This is a genomic window from Roseovarius atlanticus (genome assembly GCF_001441615.1).
In the GTDB taxonomy this organism is placed as follows: Bacteria; Pseudomonadota; Alphaproteobacteria; order Rhodobacterales; family Rhodobacteraceae; genus Roseovarius; species Roseovarius atlanticus.
Window position 1 is genome coordinate 39,621 of record NZ_LAXJ01000002.1, and the last position, 16,217, is coordinate 55,837.

Annotated in this window: 18 protein-coding genes; 4 read left to right on the plus strand and 14 right to left on the minus strand. The window is 64.7% G+C overall.

Annotated features, from left to right (window positions below; translation table 11 throughout):
- Positions 1-140 precede the first annotated feature (140 nt).
- The 5 genes from gluQRS to XM53_RS00465 all read right to left on the minus strand — a co-directional run bounded on the left by gluQRS (position 141) and on the right by XM53_RS00465 (position 5,572).
- Entirely contained in the window at positions 141-980 is an 840-nt protein-coding gene (gene gluQRS, locus XM53_RS00445) for a tRNA glutamyl-Q(34) synthetase GluQRS (RefSeq protein WP_057789211.1), read from the minus strand.
- Positions 977-1,591 (minus strand): class I SAM-dependent DNA methyltransferase, encoded by a 615-nt coding sequence (locus XM53_RS00450; protein WP_057789212.1) that lies wholly within the window; start codon positions 1,589-1,591, stop codon positions 977-979. Before XM53_RS00450 ends, gluQRS begins: the two co-directional genes overlap by 4 nt.
- Positions 1,592-1,603: 12 nt before the next feature.
- Positions 1,604-2,968 carry a methylenetetrahydrofolate--tRNA-(uracil(54)-C(5))-methyltransferase (FADH(2)-oxidizing) TrmFO gene (gene trmFO / locus XM53_RS00455; RefSeq protein ID WP_057789213.1) on the minus strand — a complete coding sequence of 455 codons (1,365 nt, stop codon included), beginning with the start codon at positions 2,966-2,968 and terminating at the stop codon, positions 1,604-1,606.
- Positions 2,969-3,007: 39 nt separating this feature from the next.
- On the minus strand, positions 3,008-4,357 hold the full coding sequence (locus XM53_RS00460; protein WP_057789214.1) for a cytochrome-c peroxidase: 1,350 nt from the start codon (positions 4,355-4,357) through the stop codon (positions 3,008-3,010).
- Between the two features lie 426 nt (positions 4,358-4,783).
- Positions 4,784-5,572 (minus strand): enoyl-CoA hydratase, encoded by a 789-nt coding sequence (locus XM53_RS00465; protein ID WP_057789215.1) that lies wholly within the window; start codon positions 5,570-5,572, stop codon positions 4,784-4,786.
- 56 nt (positions 5,573-5,628) lie between these two features.
- Here XM53_RS00465 and XM53_RS00470 point away from each other — a divergent pair, with 56 nt between their 5' ends.
- On the plus strand, positions 5,629-6,051 hold the full coding sequence (locus XM53_RS00470; protein ID WP_057789216.1) for a PaaI family thioesterase: 423 nt from the start codon (positions 5,629-5,631) through the stop codon (positions 6,049-6,051).
- A gap of 55 nt (positions 6,052-6,106) precedes the next feature.
- Here XM53_RS00470 and XM53_RS00475 read toward each other — a convergent pair whose 3' ends face one another.
- Positions 6,107-6,340 (minus strand): DUF1127 domain-containing protein, encoded by a 234-nt coding sequence (locus XM53_RS00475; RefSeq protein ID WP_057789217.1) that lies wholly within the window; start codon positions 6,338-6,340, stop codon positions 6,107-6,109.
- A gap of 100 nt (positions 6,341-6,440) precedes the next feature.
- On the opposite strand from XM53_RS00475, the gene XM53_RS00480 reads away from it, so the two are divergent.
- Complete coding sequence (locus tag XM53_RS00480; protein WP_057789218.1) at positions 6,441-7,850, plus strand: aminotransferase-like domain-containing protein; 1,410 nt, start codon at positions 6,441-6,443, stop codon at positions 7,848-7,850.
- An 8-nt stretch (positions 7,851-7,858) separates the two neighbouring features.
- On the opposite strand, the gene XM53_RS00485 is transcribed toward XM53_RS00480, so the two are convergent.
- Both XM53_RS00485 and XM53_RS00490 read right to left on the minus strand, forming a co-directional pair.
- Entirely contained in the window at positions 7,859-8,917 is a 1,059-nt protein-coding gene (locus XM53_RS00485; protein ID WP_057789219.1) for a hypothetical protein, read from the minus strand.
- Positions 8,917-9,240 carry a hypothetical protein gene (locus XM53_RS00490; protein ID WP_057789220.1) on the minus strand — a complete coding sequence of 108 codons (324 nt, stop codon included), beginning with the start codon at positions 9,238-9,240 and terminating at the stop codon, positions 8,917-8,919. Before XM53_RS00490 ends, XM53_RS00485 begins: the two co-directional genes overlap by 1 nt.
- A gap of 138 nt (positions 9,241-9,378) precedes the next feature.
- Here XM53_RS00490 and rplM point away from each other — a divergent pair, with 138 nt between their 5' ends.
- Entirely contained in the window at positions 9,379-9,837 is a 459-nt protein-coding gene (gene rplM, locus XM53_RS00495; RefSeq protein ID WP_057789221.1) for a 50S ribosomal protein L13, read from the plus strand.
- A 5-nt stretch (positions 9,838-9,842) separates the two neighbouring features.
- Positions 9,843-10,340, plus strand: a complete 498-nt coding sequence (gene rpsI, locus XM53_RS00500; protein WP_057789222.1) for a 30S ribosomal protein S9 — start codon at positions 9,843-9,845, stop codon at positions 10,338-10,340.
- 190 nt (positions 10,341-10,530) lie between these two features.
- Here the strand turns inward: rpsI and XM53_RS00505 are convergent, their stop codons facing one another.
- The 6 genes from XM53_RS00505 to XM53_RS00530 all read right to left on the minus strand — a co-directional run bounded on the left by XM53_RS00505 (position 10,531) and on the right by XM53_RS00530 (position 16,115).
- Positions 10,531-11,145, minus strand: coding sequence for a TetR/AcrR family transcriptional regulator (locus XM53_RS00505; protein WP_057789223.1), 615 nt, complete (start codon positions 11,143-11,145; stop codon positions 10,531-10,533).
- The gene (ppk2, locus tag XM53_RS00510) at positions 11,138-12,007 is read right to left on the minus strand and encodes a polyphosphate kinase 2 (RefSeq protein ID WP_057789224.1); all 870 of its coding nucleotides are present in this window, start codon (positions 12,005-12,007) and stop codon (positions 11,138-11,140) included. Before ppk2 ends, XM53_RS00505 begins: the two co-directional genes overlap by 8 nt.
- A 46-nt stretch (positions 12,008-12,053) precedes the next feature.
- On the minus strand, positions 12,054-13,028 hold the full coding sequence (locus XM53_RS00515; protein WP_057789226.1) for an alpha/beta fold hydrolase: 975 nt from the start codon (positions 13,026-13,028) through the stop codon (positions 12,054-12,056).
- 23 nt (positions 13,029-13,051) lie between these two features.
- The gene (gene metA, locus XM53_RS00520; RefSeq protein WP_057789229.1) at positions 13,052-13,987 is read right to left on the minus strand and encodes a homoserine O-acetyltransferase MetA; all 936 of its coding nucleotides are present in this window, start codon (positions 13,985-13,987) and stop codon (positions 13,052-13,054) included.
- A gap of 39 nt (positions 13,988-14,026) precedes the next feature.
- Positions 14,027-14,887, minus strand: a complete 861-nt coding sequence (locus tag XM53_RS00525; RefSeq protein ID WP_057789231.1) for a hypothetical protein — start codon at positions 14,885-14,887, stop codon at positions 14,027-14,029.
- Between the two features lie 133 nt (positions 14,888-15,020).
- Positions 15,021-16,115, minus strand: coding sequence for an OmpP1/FadL family transporter (locus tag XM53_RS00530; protein ID WP_057789233.1), 1,095 nt, complete (start codon positions 16,113-16,115; stop codon positions 15,021-15,023).
- Positions 16,116-16,217 lie beyond the last annotated feature (102 nt).

Here is a 16,217-nt window from a genome sequence, read left to right on the forward strand (position 1 = left end):
TTGGAACAGAAGCATTTCGCCTTTAACCTGGGCCATCAGCTAAAGGCGAAATGCGTGCAACGATTGTGTGCTGCGAGGCGTCTCGCGACAAGCTGCACATCAGGTTTATCGCGAAACGCTTTAGTGAAGGTTTAGGCGCGTCACAGCCCGACCATGGCGCGAATATCCGCCGGGGTCTTTCCGGCCGCGCGATAGGTGGCGATGCTGCGCGCGTCGTCGCGCTTGGCCAGGCGTTTGCCATGCTCGTTGCGGATCAGCCGGTGGTGGTGATACCGCGGGATCGCGTGGCCCAGAAGGCTCAGCAGGATGACCTGTATCGGCGTGAACCCGAACAGGTCTTCGCCGCGTACGACATCGGTGATCTTCTGGCTGATATCGTCCAGCGCCGAGGCCAGGAAATAGGCCACGATATCCTCGCCCTTGCGGCTGAGGACGATGTCGCCGATCTCGGCCAGCGCATGGTCAGGGTCGATCCGGTGCGTGCCGACATGGGCCGGGCCGGTTTCCTCGAACTCTGGGTAGATCCCGACGAACTGCGCCAGTGCCCGGTCCAGGTGCAGGCGCAGCGCGTCGCCGGGCTGGCGGCTGGTCATGTCGCGGCGCTTGCAGGTGCCGGGATAGACCTCGTGGGTGACACCCTCCTGCGGCGCGGCGAGCGCGGCCTGGATCTGGCTGCGGGAACACGAGCAGGGATAGAGCAGGCCCATCGCCTCTAACCGCTCAAGCGCCGGGTCATAGCTGCGCAGCTGCTCGGATTGGCGCAAGACGGGCTCATCCCAGGTCAGGCCCAGCCACGTGAGGTCGTCAAGGATCTGCGCATCCCATTCCGGCTTGCTGCGTTGCAGGTCTGTGTCTTCCATCCGCAAGAGAAACGCGCCGTCGCGGGCGCGCGCCATGTCGTGCCCCAAGATCGCCGAGTAGGCGTGACCCAGGTGCAGCGGGCCCGTGGGAGATGGCGCAAATCTTGTTCTGAAAGTCACGCTTTTTCAATGATATAGACGGTGGACTTTATGTTCTGTCCGGGCAGGTGCGGCCCGTGTTCGCGAAACAAGAGGCGCGCCGCGCCACAATCGAGCCAGCCGTTCAACGCGCCCTCGTACTGCCGGTCGGCCAGCGCGTGGTCGTTCAGGCTGAACCCCAGCAAGCCGCCCTTGGGCAGCGCGTGCATCACCAGGTCGAGGGTCGAGGCCGGGGCCGCGCCTGTGCCGATCACGCCGATGCAGGTGATGGCCTCGTAAGCGCCCGCCGGGATCGGATCGGGGTCCGACAAGTCGATGGTTGTGAGGGTGCGATAGACGGCTTTGCGCCTTGCGCCGTCCAGCATCTCGTGGCTGGGATCCATGCCGTCGATGGTCGTGAACCCGGCCAGTTTCAACGCCAGACCGGACAGGCCCGTGCCACAGCCGTAATCTAGCAGGGGCGCCTCGGGCGACTTGTGAAACCGGAACATGGCATCGGCCACGCGGCCCGGCGTGGCATAGCCGTTCGCGGCGATTTCGGCGTCGTAACTGGCCGCCCACGCGTCATAAAGCGCGCGGGTCTCGTCGGGGTCTGCCGTGGCATAGGCCTTGTCGAAAAAGCTGTCCTGCATGAGCGCAGAAAATCACACGGTTTCGGCGGCGTCCACTTCTGTTTCGGCCAGCCAGCCCGTCCAGGCCGCCTTGGCCCGGTCGGTATAGGCCTTGTAGCGGTCGCGCCGGCCCCGGCGTCCGCCCTTGAGCCCGTCGACAGGGCGGAACAGGCCGAAATTGACGTTCATCGGCTGGAACGTCTTGGCCTCGGCCCCGCCTGTGATGTGGTGGATCAGCGCGCCCATCGCCGTGTCCTGCGGCGGCGCGGGCAGGGGGCGGCCCAGGATCTCTGAGGCGGCCAGCCGCCCGGCCAGAAGGCCCATCGCGGCGGATTCGACATAGCCCTCGACGCCCGTGATCTGGCCGGCAAAGCGGATATGCGGCTTGCCGCGCAGGCGCATCTGGTCGTCCAGCAGCGTAGGCGAGTTCAGGAACGTGTTGCGGTGAATGCCCCCCAGGCGCGCGAAGCTGGCATTCTCCAGCCCGGGAATCATTTTGAAAACATCTGTTTGCGCGCCGTACTTCATCTTGGTCTGAAAGCCGACGATGTTGTAGAGCGTGCCAAGCGCGTTGTCCCGCCGCAGCTGGACCACCGCCCACGGCTTCACGTCGGGCTGGTGCGGATTGGTCAGGCCCACGGGCTTCATCGGCCCGTGCCGCAGCGTTTCGCGGCCGCGTTCGGCCATAACCTCGATGGGCAGGCAGCCATCGAAATAGGTCGCCGTCTCGCCTTCGTGAAACTCGGTCTTGTCGGCGGCCAACAGGGCGTCGATGAAGGCCTCGTACTGGTCCTTCGTCATCGGGCAGTTGAGATAGGCGGTGCGCTCTTCCTCGGTCGCGCCCTTGTCATAGCGCGACTGCATCCACGCCTGGGACATGTCGATCGTGTCGTGATAGACGATGGGCGCGATGGCGTCGAAAAAGGCCAGCCGGTCGGTGCCCGTCTCGGCGGCGATGGCCGCTCCCAGCCCTTGCGAGGTCAGCGGCCCGGTGGCGAAAATCCAGCGGCCATCGTCGGGCAGGGCGGTCACTTCGCCTTTCTCGATGCTGACGTTGGGATGGTCGCTCAGCCGCGCGGTGACGCCTTGGGAAAACGCCTCGCGGTCCACGGCCAGCGCGCCGCCGGCGGGCAGGCGGTGGGTCTCGGCCATTTCCATGATCAGCCCGCCCGCGGCCCGCATTTCCCAATGCAGCAGGCCCACGGCGTTCTGCTCGTCATCGTCCGACCGGAAGGAATTGGAGCAGACCATCTCGGCCAAGTCGCCGGTCTGGTGCGCGAAGGTGCCGACCTTGGGACGCATCTCGTGGATGACCACGCGCACGCCCATGTTGGCGGCCTGCCACGCGGCCTCGGACCCGGCCATGCCGCCGCCGACGATATGAAGTGTCTCTGTCATGGCCCCGCATTTAAGCGGTCGCGGCCCGTTTGGAAAGGGTCAGCTGTCGCCCGGCAGGCCTGCGACGGGCAGGCCCGAGGGCACGGCGTCGGGCACGCCAAGGCGGCCCGCGCGCGACACCGGGTCGGTCAACGCATCCAGGAAATCGACCAGCGCGGTGATCTCCATATCCGTCAGCGGCGTGCGGGGCAGGGTGGCGGCGGCGTATATGTTCAGCATCTCGTCCTCATCCGACAGCGCCCCCTCCAGCCCGGCCTCGTCCGCACCCACATCCGGCAGATAGGCCGCGGACAGGCCGGGATACTGCGCCAGCCCCGCGCCAGGGTCGGCATGATGCCGGATCATCGCCGCAAGGTCGCGATAGGCGCCGTTGTGACCATAAGGCGCGGTCAGCGCCACGTTGCGCAAGGACGGCGTGCGGAACTTGTAGGCATCGCCCGGATCGCCGGTGATCGCGCCAAGCCCGATATCGGAATTGCCGTTGGCCCCGTGCCCCTTGCCAGGGCCGATCTGGGGCAGGCCGATGGCGTGAAAGTCGTGATCGGTCTGGAAGGTGCCGGAATGGCAGCCGGCACAGCCCGCCTTGCCGTAAAACAGCGCCATGCCCCGGATCTGTGCGTTGCTCAGCGCCTCGTCCTGCCCGGCGAGGAACGCATCGAACGGGCTGTCGGTGGCGCGGAATTCGTAGGTGACGAAATCGGCCAGCACGGCGGCGATATGGGTGATGTGCAAGGGCTCGTCCGGGCCGATCAGCCACTCGAAACGACGCCGATAGTCGGGAATGTCCCAGACCCGCTCGGCAATCTTCTGCCACGCGCCGTCATAGCCCGCGATCCGGCCCTGCGCCACGGCGTCGGCGATGATGTTCTCGCCCGGGTGGCCGGCCATTTCATCCGCCCCCACAATCGTCAGCAGCGCCTGCGCAGCCAGGGGGCTGACAGGACGCTCGAGCAGGAATGCGTCGGGAACGGCAATGCCGAAACGCTCGGTCTCGCGGGTGGTTACGCGGCCATCATGTGTCAGCGCAGTGAACTCGGCCGCGCCCAGATTGAAAAGCGGCGGCGCATTGCGGGCCAGACGCGCGGGCGGATTTTTACTGGCCCGCGTCCGCGCCGGGCCCAGCCCACGCCCGCCTTCGCCCAGGCTGAGCGACACGCCGTCGCCGCTGCCCAAGTCGGGATGGTGACAGGTGCCGCAGGCGATGTTGCGATTGCCCGACAGTATAGGATCGAAGAAGAGATCGCGGCCCAGCAGAACCGCCGTGGCTCCCGGTGTGGGAAACGCCGCGCGGTCTGCCGGGTCGGGAAGGTCCGAGGCCTCCGAAACAGTGGCCAGAGAGAGGCTGGCCAGGAGGGACCAGATGCCGAAGACCGCCACCCGATATGTCATAGCGCCGTGATCATAGCGTCGTGCAAACCCCACACGATGCCCCCGCCATTGGGTGTAGCGGATGGATTGTGGCGACAAAACGGCAAATGTGGAAATAGTGTGGCGCGGCTTTGGAAACACTCCCGGACGTCTTCACGCCCGTGCGCGAAGCCAGTTTCTATGGTGAATCGTGAGGCCGGCGCGACGAATATTGATGAGATGCTGAAAAACGGATCGTATGATCCAACTTTGTGCCGCACCAGCCTCGGGCATATGATGACGAAAATGGGGCAGCTATAAACCGGCTTTTCCGGAACACACCTGCCGCGATTCGTTAACAATAGGTTAACTGTTTCCCTGCACACGAAAATTTAGGGTCACGAGCGCGGGATAGAATGCATCCAGCCCGCGCTCGAACGCCGCGCGACACGCTTTGCGTGTGTTGCGTTAGTCTTGTTTCCACTCTGGCGTGCGCTTTTCGATGAAGGCGCTGATGCCTTCCTCGGTGTCGCGCCACATCATGTTCTCGACCATGACCTCGCCGGTAAAGGCATAGGCGTCGTCCAGCCCCATCTCCAGCTGCTTGTAGAAGGCCTGCTTGCCGATCTTCACCGCCGCGCCCAGCTTGGCCGCGATGGTATGGGCCAGATCGTCGCCCGCCGCGTGCAGCCCGTCATGGGGTACGGCGCGGTTGATCAGGCCCAGCTCGATCGCGCGGTCGGTCTCGATGAACTCGCCTGTTGTCAGCATCTCGAAGGCCTGCTTGCGCGGGATGTTGCGGCTGAGCGCGACCATGGGCGTGGAACAGAAAAGCCCGATATTCACCCCGTTCACGCCGAACCTTGTGCCCGTGGCGGCCACCGCCAAATCGCAGGTCGCCACCAGCTGGCAACCCGCGGCGGTGGCGATGCCGTGGGGCAGGGCGATCACCGGCTGGGGTAGGTCGCGGATCGTGCGCATCAGCTTGCTGCACCGCGAGAAGAGATCGGCGAAATAGGCCTTGCCGCCATCCTCGGCCTGTCGCCCTTGGGTCATTTCCTTCAGGTCGTGGCCCGCGCAGAACGCCTTGCCTTCCCCGGCCAGGGTCACGACGCGAGTCGAATTGTCTTCCGCGATCTCGTCCAGCGTGGTCTGCAGCGCGTCCAGCATCCCGTCGCTCAGCGCGTTCAGTTTTTCGGGCTGGTTCATCGTCAGACGGGCGATGGCGCCGTCATCTTGGCGTTCCAGGATTGTCATCTTGATCCTCCTCGGGGCTTGTGCCTTCTTACGCCGGCACGCGCACGGAGGAAAGCATGGCCCTGAAACTGAATGCAACCGATCTGATGGCCTATATCGACGAGGTCTTTCCGCAGGTGAAGGGCGATTTCACCATCGACAGCCTGGAGGAAATGGCGCTGCGCGTGCGCCTGAACGTCGACGACCGCCACCTGCGCCCCGGCGGGACGGTGTCCGGCCCGTCGATCTTTGCGCTGGCGGACGTGGCCGTCTACATGGCGGTGCTCAGCATGACGGGGCGCGAGGCGCTGGCAGTCACTACCAGTTGTTCCATCGACTTCATGCGCAAGCCCGCCGCCAATACCGACCTGATCGCCGATTGCCGCCTGCTGAAGCTGGGCCGCGTTCTGGCCGTGGGCGACGTGCTGATCTACTCGGACGGGATGGACACCCCCGTGGCGCGGGCCAGCCTGACCTACTCGATACCGCCCAAGCCATGAAAAAAGGGCCGGGATTGTACCCGGCCCAGTTGGAAGAGATCCGTATCGGGGACGATTACGGCCTCCAAAAGGGTTTGCGCATCTCGATGTCGGCCTCTCGCGGGCTGAGGCCGATATCGCGCAGCATGTGATCGTCAAGCCGCGACAGGTGCACCCGCGTCTTTCGGCGTTGCGTCCACAGGACATAGGCCCAGGCCAGTCGTACCGCGATCAGCGACAGGGCGGGCAGGGTGGTGCGGGCCGAAAGCCCTTCAAGTGCCGTGCGGTCGGTGCGGGTGAAACTGGTCATGGCGTGTCCTTTCCTGATTAATTGTATTGACACAATGTTGTGCGATTGCCACAATTAAGGGATACATTGCGAGATTGTTGGAATCCACGGAAATATTGTCATGGGTACAAATTGGCAGCCGCAGCTGTCCGACACCGGCACGCCCAAGTACAAGGCGCTGATGCACGCGATCCGCAGCGGCATCGACAACCAAAGCCTTGCACCGGGCGACAAGCTGCCGCCTGTCCGCGATCTTGCCTGGCGGCTGGGGATCACGCCGGGCACCGTTGCGCGGGCCTATTCCGGGCTGACCGACGACGGCACGCTGGTGGCCGAAGTCGGGCGCGGCACCTTCGTGGCCGAGCCCAAAGCGATCCCCCCGGATTACTTTCCGATCGAGGCCGACAGTGTCGAACACAACGCCGGCGGTGACGGCTATGCCGTCAACATGATCTCGCCGCACCTGCCCAGCGTCGGGCAGGCCCGGTTGATCCGCCAACTTCTGGCGCAGATTGCCGAGGATCCGCCGTCGGGCATCATGCATTACCCCAGCCGCCAGAACATGCAGCCCGCCCGTGCCGCGGCGGCGCGGTTCCTGTCCCAGGCGCCACTGGGGCGGTTCACGGAAGAGGACGTGGTGCTGGCCCATGGCGGGCAGAACGCCATCATCCTGATCATGCAGACCGTCCTTTGCGGGCGCCGCCCCACCGTGCTGGTCGAGGAACTGTGCTATCCGGGGTTCCGGCGGGCCGCCGACCTGATGCGGGCCGAGGTGATCCCGGTGGCGATGGACGCCCACGGATTGCGCCCCGACGCGCTGGAGGCGGCGGCGCAAAGGCACCAGGCACAGATGCTGTTCACCTCCGCCGAGGTGCATAACCCCACGTGCCTCTTTACCCCCGCCGAACGCCGCGCCGAGATCGTCGAGGTCGCCCGCCGTTGCGACCTGCAGATTCTCGAGGACGATTGTTACCGCATCGGCCCGTCGCAGGCCCCGGCCTACCGGATGCTGGCCCCCGAACGCGGCTGGTACGTGGCCTCGCTGTCGAAATCGGTGACGCCCGCCTTGCGCGTGGGCTTTGCGCTGGCGCCCGAGGAACAGTCCATGGCGCTGCGCCGCGCGGCGGAATCCTCGTTCTTCGGCCTTGCCACGCCGATCTCGGACCTCGTGGCGGCGCTGTTGTCGCATCCCGGTCTGGACGAACTGATGGACAAGGTGCGCCGGCAGTCCGGCGACTATATCCAGGCCGCGCTGAACGTGCTGGGCGGGCATGACGTGAAATGGCGCCAGGACGTGCCGTTCCTGTGGCTGACCCTGCCGCCGGGCTGGCGCACCTCCGCCTTTTGCCAGGCGGCGGCAAAGCAGGGCGTGCAGGTCCGCTCGGCCGAGGATTTCGCCAGCCGCGACGCCGCCTCGCCCCACGCGGTGCGCCTGGCGGTGAACGCGGGCGTCAGCCTGGCCAGCTTCGAGGCGGCGATGCAGCGCCTGCGCCGCCTGCTGGACAACCCGCCCGAGGGTATAGGGGTTTAGGCGCGCGGCTAGAGCAGCCCGCCCGCGCCCCAGGCCAGCCCGAACGCGATCACCACCGCGCTCAGCGCCGCGGCATAGGCCATGACCTTCAGCCGCGACAGGGGCCGCTCGCCAAAGGTGCGCCCGTCGATGCCCGAAACGACGATCTTTTTCGGCGTGCCGTCATAGGCGTAATGCAAAATCCAAACCGGCAGCAGGATGCGCCGGTAATGGATGCCCGTCGTGTCGGTGCGATAGGTGATGTCATGCACGCCGCGCTTGTCGATGTGTTTCTTGATCCGGTTGCGGATCAGCAGCCGCTTGTCGCTGGCGTTGGCCTCCAGCCCCTCGGCCACGGTCTGGTGATGCCGCTCGGCGGCGAACCCCGCCAGATAGGCCGCGCGGTAGGGGCGCAGGCGCAGAGGGTAGAAATCGTGCAGGATACCGTCGCGGATCAGCGGCGTGACATGGGGCGACGCCGGCACCAGCAGGTCGTCGAAATGGATCTTCATCGACCCGCTGGTCGACCGGGTGCGCCGGTGCTTGCCCGAACCGGTCACGTACTTGGCCCAGTACTCCAGCGCCTCCTTGCTGTCGAAGGTCCAGAACGGCGCGTAAAGCCCGCTGAAATGTCCGTCCTCCACCTGTGCCCACAAGTCCGACGGCGCCGCGATCCGGGCGCGCACCCAGTCCTGCGCTCTGGCCTTCGCCGTCTCAAGCGTCACCCGGAAGGGGATCAGCGCCATCGTGTCGAACCCCTTGTCGGGGTCGGCCAGAACCACCGGACCGTCGCAATAGGGGCAGCGCTCGGACAGGGCAGGGCCGGTGAAGATCACCCGCCCGCCGCAGGCCTCACAGCCATGTTCCATCAGGTCGGGGCGGCTTTGCGGCTCCTCGGCGGGCAGATCGGGGTCATAGCCGTACTCGGTGCGCGCCAGGTGATCGTCCGGCGTCTCCAGCCGCTGCACCGCGCCGCAACTGTCGCAGGCCAGCCCCTCGGCCTCGGGGCTGTAGCGGCATTGCCCGGCGCAATTGGGACATCGCAGCGCGGCCTGCACCGCCTGTGCGCCGGGCACCGGGCCCGCCATCAGTCGCTGTCCCCCAGCGCCGCCGCAATCTCCAGCAGGATCCGCAGCCTAAGCCACGCGCGGTCCATCGCGCCGGCCAGGTCGTCGCTGACCCACCAGTCGCCGATCACCGTGGCCACGAACCACACCGCCATGGCCCAGAACGCCACCAGCGACCAGCCGGAAATCGACCGGATGAACCCCGCCGAGCCGTGCTTCAGCTCGTGCCTGGCTTCATAGACCTTGATGATCTTGGCCACCTGCGCCATGCCAAGCACCGTGGACAGCGCCAGAAGCACCAGGGTCGCAAGCGGCGGGCCGGGGGTGTGAATCAGGCTTTCCATATGGGGTAAAATAATACCTAAATCGCAAGTGCTTGTTTTAGCTTAAAAATAACGCGCACTTCCCGCTTGAACTGTGCACCGGAGCCTATATAACCCCGCAATCCGAATTATGACCCTCTGACCCTTGGGGACAAGACCATGAAAACCTTTTCTGCAACACCGGCAGATATCGACAAGAAGTGGATCGTGATCGATGCCGACGGCATCGTTCTGGGCCGCCTTGCCTCGATCGTCGCCACGCGCCTGCGTGGCAAGCACAAGCCCAGCTTCACACCGAGCCAGGACATGGGTGACAACGTCATCGTCATCAATGCCGACAAGGTGCAGCTGACCGGCAAGAAGCGCGAGAAACCCAACTACTGGCACACCGGCCACCCGGGCGGGATCAAGTCGCGCACCACCGCCGAGATCCTGGAAGGCGCGCACCCCGAGCGCGTCGTCATGCAGGCCGTCAAGCGGATGCTGCCGTCGAACCGCCTTGCGCGCCGCCAGATGACCAATCTGCGCGTCTACGCCGGCACCGAGCATCCGCACGAGGCGCAAAGCCCCGAAGTGCTGGATGTGAAATCCATGAACAAGAAAAACACGCGGGTGTAAGACAGATGGCTGACGAAATCAAAACACTCGACGGTCTGGAAGCAGCCGTCACCGACGATATCGGCGGTGTCCAGGGCACGCCCGAGGAAGCACCCCGCGAGCCCGTCCGCGACGACCTGGGCCGCTCCTACGCCACCGGCAAGCGCAAGGATGCGGTCGCCCGCGTCTGGATCAAGCCCGGCTCGGGCAAGGTCTCGGTCAACGGCAAGGAAATGAACAAGTACTTCGCCCGTCCGGTGCTGCAGATGATCCTGCGCCAGCCGTTCACGGTGGCCGGTGTCGAAGACCAGTTCGACGTGCAAGCCACCGTCAAGGGCGGCGGTCTGTCGGGCCAGGCCGGGGCTGTCAAGCACGGCATCTCGAAGGCGCTGCAACTGTACGATCCCAGCTTGCGCGGTGCGCTGAAAGCGGCAGGCTTCCTGACCCGTGACAGCCGCGTCGTGGAACGCAAGAAATACGGCCGCGCCAAGGCCCGCAAGAGCTTCCAGTTCTCCAAGCGTTAAGCCTTGGGTTCGGAATTTCGGAAAGGGCCGTCCGGTTGGGCGGCCCTTTTTGATGCGAGCCACATCCTTTCAGAATGAGCGCCTGCGGCGCGCCGGATTTGTATTGTTTGGGGGCCAGCCCCCTACGTCGAAACCAGAGGTTTCGACGCTCCCCCGGGATATTTTCAGCCAGAAGAAGAGGGGGCAGGGCCTATTGGTCCGGCGGCAAGAGGCCCAGGCCCCGAAGATAGATGCCTATTCCTGACTCCAGCAGGTCTTCGGGCGGGAAGGGGCTTTGGGTGCCCGGCGAGTTGCGGGCGAAAAGCTCCACCACGCCGTGGCTGAGCGCCCAGACATGGGCCGAGACCATCGCGGTGGGTGGGCGCTTGTCGGGCGGGATATGGGCCGAGAGGCCCTCGGCCGCGCGTTCCAGCACGGCGCGGGCGCGGCCCGACACGGCGGCCAGATCGGCAGTGCGATTGACCGAGATGCCGCTTTCGAACATCGCGATGTAATGGCCGGGATATTTCCGCGCGAAGGCCAGATAGGCGCGGCCCGTGGCCGAAAACGCGCTTAGCGCGGTCTCGCCGGTGCCGTAGGCGTACTCGATCACGTCTGCGAAAATCTCGTAGCCCTGGCGCGCCGCCTCGGCAATGAGATCCTCGCGCCCGCCGAAATGGCGATAGACCGCCGCCGGGGTCACGCCCGCCTGCTTGGCGGCCTCCGAGAGGGTAAAGCCGGTGGGCCCCTTTTCCTCGATCAGCGTCAGCGCGGCATCGACCAGCGCCTGGCGCAGGTTGCCGTGGTGATAGCCGCGTTTAGGCATCCCAGATCTCGGGCCCGCCGCAGACGGACCCGTCCGCGCTGCCCAGGGATTTCGGCAGTTTCCGGTCATAGTCGATATTGAGCAGAACGTGCCGGATCGCCTCGGTCCGGGCGCGCCGCTTGTCGTCCGAGCGCACCACCGTCCAGGGCGCATGGGTGCTGTGCGAGCGCGCCAGCGTCTCGGAAATCGCCTGAGAATAGGCGTCCCATTTCTTTAGGCCTTCCACATCGATCCAGCTCAGCTTCCACTGTTTCAGCGGGTCGCTTTCGCGCTTCATGAACCGGCGAAGCTGTTCGGCGCGGCCCACGTTCAGCCAGAACTTGAAGAGGTGAATGCCCTCGTCCGCCAGCATCTTCTCGAAATCGCCGACCTGGTGAAAGAAATGCTCGCGCTGGTCGTCGGTGCAAAAGCCGAAGACCTTTTCCACCACGCCGCGATTGTACCACGAGCGGTCGAAGAACACGATTTCACCCCCCGCCGGCAGGTGGTCGATATAGCGCTGGAAATACCATTGCGTGGCTTCCGTCTCGGTCGGCTTGGGAAGGGCGACCACGCGGGCACCGCGGGGATTGAGGTTTTCGCGGAACCGCTTGATCGTGCCACCCTTGCCGGCGGCATCGCGCCCCTCGAAGACACAGACCACCCGCGCGCCGCTTTCCTTGACCCAGGCTTGCAGCTTGACCAGCTCGATCTGAAGCCGGTGCAGATCCTGCTCGTACGCCTTGCGCGGCATCCGGTCGGAATGCGGATAATCGGACGACAGGATATCGCCCTTGTCGGCCCGCCGGATGGCGTTGCGCACCTCCTCGGGGGCCTCGGTCTTGAAATAGGTGCTGATCGCGCCGTCAAATGGCAGGTCCATGCAGCCACTCCCTTGATTTTCGGGCGACTATGGAATGTTAAGCGGCTTAACGCAATCCGGCGCGAGAGGCCGCGCGGTCGATGGCCGCGACCGTGGCCTGGGGCCGCACGTGATGGGGCATGTGGCCCACACCATCCAGCACCGTCAGGTTGCCGCGCCTCAACTGTTTCGACAGCGGGATCGAATGCACGTCCAGCGGCACGGTGGTGTCCGCATCGCCATGCACGATCTCGACCGGCATCCGCAGCGTGTCACGGTATTGCTGCGACATCGCCACGATATGCGGGCGCAGACCCAGCACCTGCTGACCGTTGGCGCGCAAGGTCTCGCGCCGCAGGGTCAGGCCGGGGCCCAGGTATTCGGAATACCCCGCGGGCGCGCTTTGCGGGGCGAACGTCGCCTCGACGCTTTGCTCCACCCGCTCCTCCGAGGCCAGCGCGGTGATCAGCGGCACCGCCGCCGCGCCGCCAAGTGCCGTGCCGGTAACGTTGTAGAACGTGCCCAGCTCGCCGGGCCAGGGGTTCGACACGCCCGCCAGCAGAACCAGCGCCGCGGTGTCCCGCGGCGCGTTCAGACCCCAGGCCAGCGCCACGGCCCCGCCGAAACTGTGGCCGACCACCACGGGCCGCCGCACACCGATCTGCGCCGCGGCCTGCTGCAAAAGCGCCGCCTGTTCGCGCGGGGACTCGCCCTTGGTGCTGCCCACACCGCCATAGCCCGGCAGCCGCTCGGTATAGCCCAGACCGGGCCGGTCAAAGGCGATGACGCGATAGCGCGGCGTCAGGCGTTTCGCCAGGTCAAACGTGAAATCCCGCAGGTTGCCGCCCGCGCCGTGGATCAGCACCACGTCGGGCCCCGAGCCCTCGACCCAGACATGCACGCGAGTGCCGTCCACCTCGACAAAGCGACCGAGGGGCGGGTGGGTTTGCTCGGCAGTGCGTTCCTTGACACCCGCCAGCCCCGCACAGCTTGACAACAACGCGACGGCGCCAAGCGCCGCCCAGATCAGCCTGCGTTTCATCGCCCCGGAAACCCCTTTGATCGTTACCACCGCGAACCTAGCCCGACCGTGGCCATATCAAAGGGTGTCGTCTGGTAAATCTCGTTGATCCAGTTGCCGTAAAGCAGGTGCGCATGGCTGCGCCAGCGGTTCTGCGGCGGGCGGCCGGGGTCATCGTCGGGATAGTAATTGCACGGCACGTTGATCGGCGTGCCCTGTGCGATGTCGCGGTCATATTCCTGTTTCAGCGTGTCGCTGTCATATTCCAGGTGGTTGAAGATATAAAGCGCGCGCGCCGTGTCGTCCCGCACCAGGCAGGGGCCGACCTCGTCACTGTCCAGCAGGACGTCCAGCCCCGGCACCGCCTCGATCTCGTCGCGGCGCATCTCGGTCCAGCGGCTGACCGGGATCACGCAATCGTCGGAAAACCCCCGCAAAAAGGGCGAGGCGGGCGCCATGTTGCGATGCCGGAAACAACCGAACGCCTTGGCGTCCAGGAGGTGTTTCTTGACCCCGTGGAAATGATTGATCATCGCCATCCCGCCCCAGCAGACGCCGAAGGTGGAATGCACATGGGTCGTCGTCCATTCGAACACCCGCACCAGCTCGTCCCAATAGGTGACGTCGCTGAACTCCAGGTGCTCGATCGGGGCGCCGGTGATGATCAGCCCGTCGAATTTCTCGCCCGTCGCCTCGACCTCGGTGAAGGGGCGATAGAAGCTTTCCATGTGATCCGCGGCGGTGTTCTTGGTGCGATGCTCGGACATGCGGATCAGGCTCAGGTCGATCTGCAGCGGCGTCGCGCCGATCAGGCGGGCGAACTGGTTCTCGGTCTGGATCTTCTTGGGCATCAGGTTCAGAAGGCCGATCCGCAAGGGCCGGATATCCTGCCGCGATGCCGCGTCCTCGTCCATCACCATCACGCCCTCGCGGGTGAGGACGTCAAAGGCGGGCAGGCTGGCGGGGATCTTTATGGGCATGTGAAAACCTGGTTGCGGCGGTCCGGCCTAGATAGCGGTTTATCCCGTACGCTCAAGGGCTGCGGCCACAAGCGCCTTGAACCCGTCGGCGGATGTGACCTGCGAAACCTCGTCATGCTCCAGCGTGATGCCCCATTTTTCCATCGCCGCATAGCGCGGCGCGCGGTGCGCCAGCGCGCGGGCATAGGTCCAGCGGATGAAGTGATCGGGTTCAACGTCGCCCTCTTCGACGTTGTTTTCGCTCAGGTATTCCGCCCAGGCCGCCGTCAGGAATTCGGGCTGATAACACATCGGCTTGGGCGCGCGATCAAACCGCCGGATCAGTTCCTGCCGGTGCGCGTCGTTGCCCTTCAGCCCGATCAAAAGACAGTGAGACGCCAGCTCCGTCAGGATCGGATCGTCCGGATCGTCGCCATCCACCCATTCACAGATCGACCCGCCGGTATCGCAGACGAAATGCGGATAGCCGTAAAGCCGTTCGGCGCGGTCGATGAAATGGCCGGTGTCCATCAGCGCGTTCACTTCGGCCCGGCGAAACTGCTCCTGCCGCACGCGGTATTCGTCAATCGGCAGCCCGCCCTTGTCCGGATCGCCCGGCTTGCCCAGATAGGTCGAGACCGGAGACAGGTTCTCGAACGTGATGTTCGACCCGATATAGATCGAATCCGTCATCAGCAGGTTGCGCAGAAACGGCACCTTCATCGCGTGCGCCTTGGCGTTGTCGGCGATCAGCTCGCCCATGTAACGCGTGCCGATCCGGTAATCGATGGAATAGTGGAACCAATTGCCCGCATCGCGCAGCATGTTGGACAGGTGCGTCTTGCCAAGCCCCGACATGCCGTAGAACAGCACCCGTTTGTGCGGCGCATCCCGCCAGTCCTGCGCGGTTTGGTAGATCATGGTCCGGCCTCTTGCTAACGCCGCTTTGGTAGACAGCGCGGCTTCAGCCGTCAAACCTCAAAGCGGTGCGATCAAAAGAAAAACCCCGCCGGAGTGGACGGCGGGGTTCCTCAGTATTTCACGTGATGCCGGCTTAGAAGTGATAGCCGAACTTCAGGCCCAGGCTGACGGCGGAGTTATTGCTGAAGTTGCCGCGCGCCGTGTCGGGCGTGCCGGTTTCGGGTTGCGCGTCGCCCAACCACGTGTAGCGGATTCCGCCCGAGACATCCATTTTGTCGTTGATCATGTACTTGCCGCCGACAGTGAGCCCGATCTGGCCGTTCGTCGGGGCCAGGGGCGACACCAAGTCGTCACTGCCGCCGTCTTCATAGGAAACGGCCACGCTACCCGAGAACTTTTCGGTAAAGCGCTTACCAACACCGATCTCGTAGGTCACCACGTTGTCCAGCTCGGCCAGATTCGGCACCAGCGGGTTCGGCGGATTCAGCGAGAAGGCTTCCCATTCAGACCAGCGCACCGACCCGAAAATCAGGGTACTCTGGTTAATACCCGACTGAACCGCCAGCTCAACGCTCTGCGGCAGCTCGGTATCGGTGGTCCCGACGGGGGTCCCGATGTTGTCCGTGGTGGTCAACGAGATGTCGATGGGCGAGTGATAGGTCAATGCCGCACGCAACGCTATATCGGGAATTTCATAGGCTGCACCCGCGACATAGCCCGCGCCGGTGGTATCGGAGAATTCCACATTATAGCCGTTGAGCGGACCATAGGCGAGGCCCGACAGGGTGATCCCGCCGCCGGCCACCACGAAACGGGGGCCACCGTAAACAGAAAACCGATCGGTGATCTTGTAGCGCACGATCGTGGTCAGTGCGTGGGTCTCGGCATCCGCACGGGTTCCGCCCAGCAAAGTGGTCGCGGGGTTACCACCATATGCAACCTTCGCGCCATAGGGTTGGTCGTAGATCATCGCCAGCGACAGCTTGTCGTTGAAGTCGATCTTCAGCGCCGCGCCGACTTGACCGTAGTCACCGCCGACATTGCTGATCGGATTGCCCAGCAGGTCCGAGCCGGTCACGTCCGGCATGGTGAAGCCATAGGACAGCTCGGCATAGTTGCCGCGCTCGAACAGCGGATCGATCGGGGTATAGCTACGGTCCAGTCCGCCCGCGTGGGCGGTGCCTGCCGCAAGGCCGAGAGTGGTGGCGGCCAGTGCCAGTTTTTTCATGAGTTCCTCTCCTCCAGAACATTGCAGTCACACTACCGTTACGTGCGAATCGGTCAATTTTTACGCGACGTCATGACCCAATGAGCACGGGGCGGGCGTGCA

Bases quoted from the DNA above. Each gene is read 5' to 3' on its own strand.
- XM53_RS00450 (WP_057789212.1), bottom strand. From the start codon at position 1,591: ATGCAGGACAGCTTTTTCGACAAGGCCTATGCCACGGCAGACCCCGAC.
- trmFO (WP_057789213.1), bottom strand. From the start codon at position 2,968: ATGACAGAGACACTTCATATCGTCGGCGGCGGCATGGCCGGGTCCGAG.
- XM53_RS00460 (WP_057789214.1), bottom strand. From the start codon at position 4,357: ATGACATATCGGGTGGCGGTCTTCGGCATCTGGTCCCTCCTGGCCAGC.
- XM53_RS00465 (WP_057789215.1), bottom strand. From the start codon at position 5,572: ATGACAATCCTGGAACGCCAAGATGACGGCGCCATCGCCCGTCTGACG.
- XM53_RS00470 (WP_057789216.1), top strand. From the start codon at position 5,629: ATGGCCCTGAAACTGAATGCAACCGATCTGATGGCCTATATCGACGAG.
- XM53_RS00475 (WP_057789217.1), bottom strand. From the start codon at position 6,340: ATGACCAGTTTCACCCGCACCGACCGCACGGCACTTGAAGGGCTTTCG.
- XM53_RS00480 (WP_057789218.1), top strand. From the start codon at position 6,441: ATGGGTACAAATTGGCAGCCGCAGCTGTCCGACACCGGCACGCCCAAG.
- XM53_RS00485 (WP_057789219.1), bottom strand. From the start codon at position 8,917: ATGGCGGGCCCGGTGCCCGGCGCACAGGCGGTGCAGGCCGCGCTGCGA.
- XM53_RS00490 (WP_057789220.1), bottom strand. From the start codon at position 9,240: ATGGAAAGCCTGATTCACACCCCCGGCCCGCCGCTTGCGACCCTGGTG.
- rplM (WP_057789221.1), top strand. From the start codon at position 9,379: ATGAAAACCTTTTCTGCAACACCGGCAGATATCGACAAGAAGTGGATC.
- rpsI (WP_057789222.1), top strand. From the start codon at position 9,843: ATGGCTGACGAAATCAAAACACTCGACGGTCTGGAAGCAGCCGTCACC.
- XM53_RS00505 (WP_057789223.1), bottom strand. From the start codon at position 11,145: ATGCCTAAACGCGGCTATCACCACGGCAACCTGCGCCAGGCGCTGGTC.
- ppk2 (WP_057789224.1), bottom strand. From the start codon at position 12,007: ATGGACCTGCCATTTGACGGCGCGATCAGCACCTATTTCAAGACCGAG.
- XM53_RS00515 (WP_057789226.1), bottom strand. From the start codon at position 13,028: ATGAAACGCAGGCTGATCTGGGCGGCGCTTGGCGCCGTCGCGTTGTTG.
- metA (WP_057789229.1), bottom strand. From the start codon at position 13,987: ATGCCCATAAAGATCCCCGCCAGCCTGCCCGCCTTTGACGTCCTCACC.
- XM53_RS00525 (WP_057789231.1), bottom strand. From the start codon at position 14,887: ATGATCTACCAAACCGCGCAGGACTGGCGGGATGCGCCGCACAAACGG.
- XM53_RS00530 (WP_057789233.1), bottom strand. From the start codon at position 16,115: ATGAAAAAACTGGCACTGGCCGCCACCACTCTCGGCCTTGCGGCAGGC.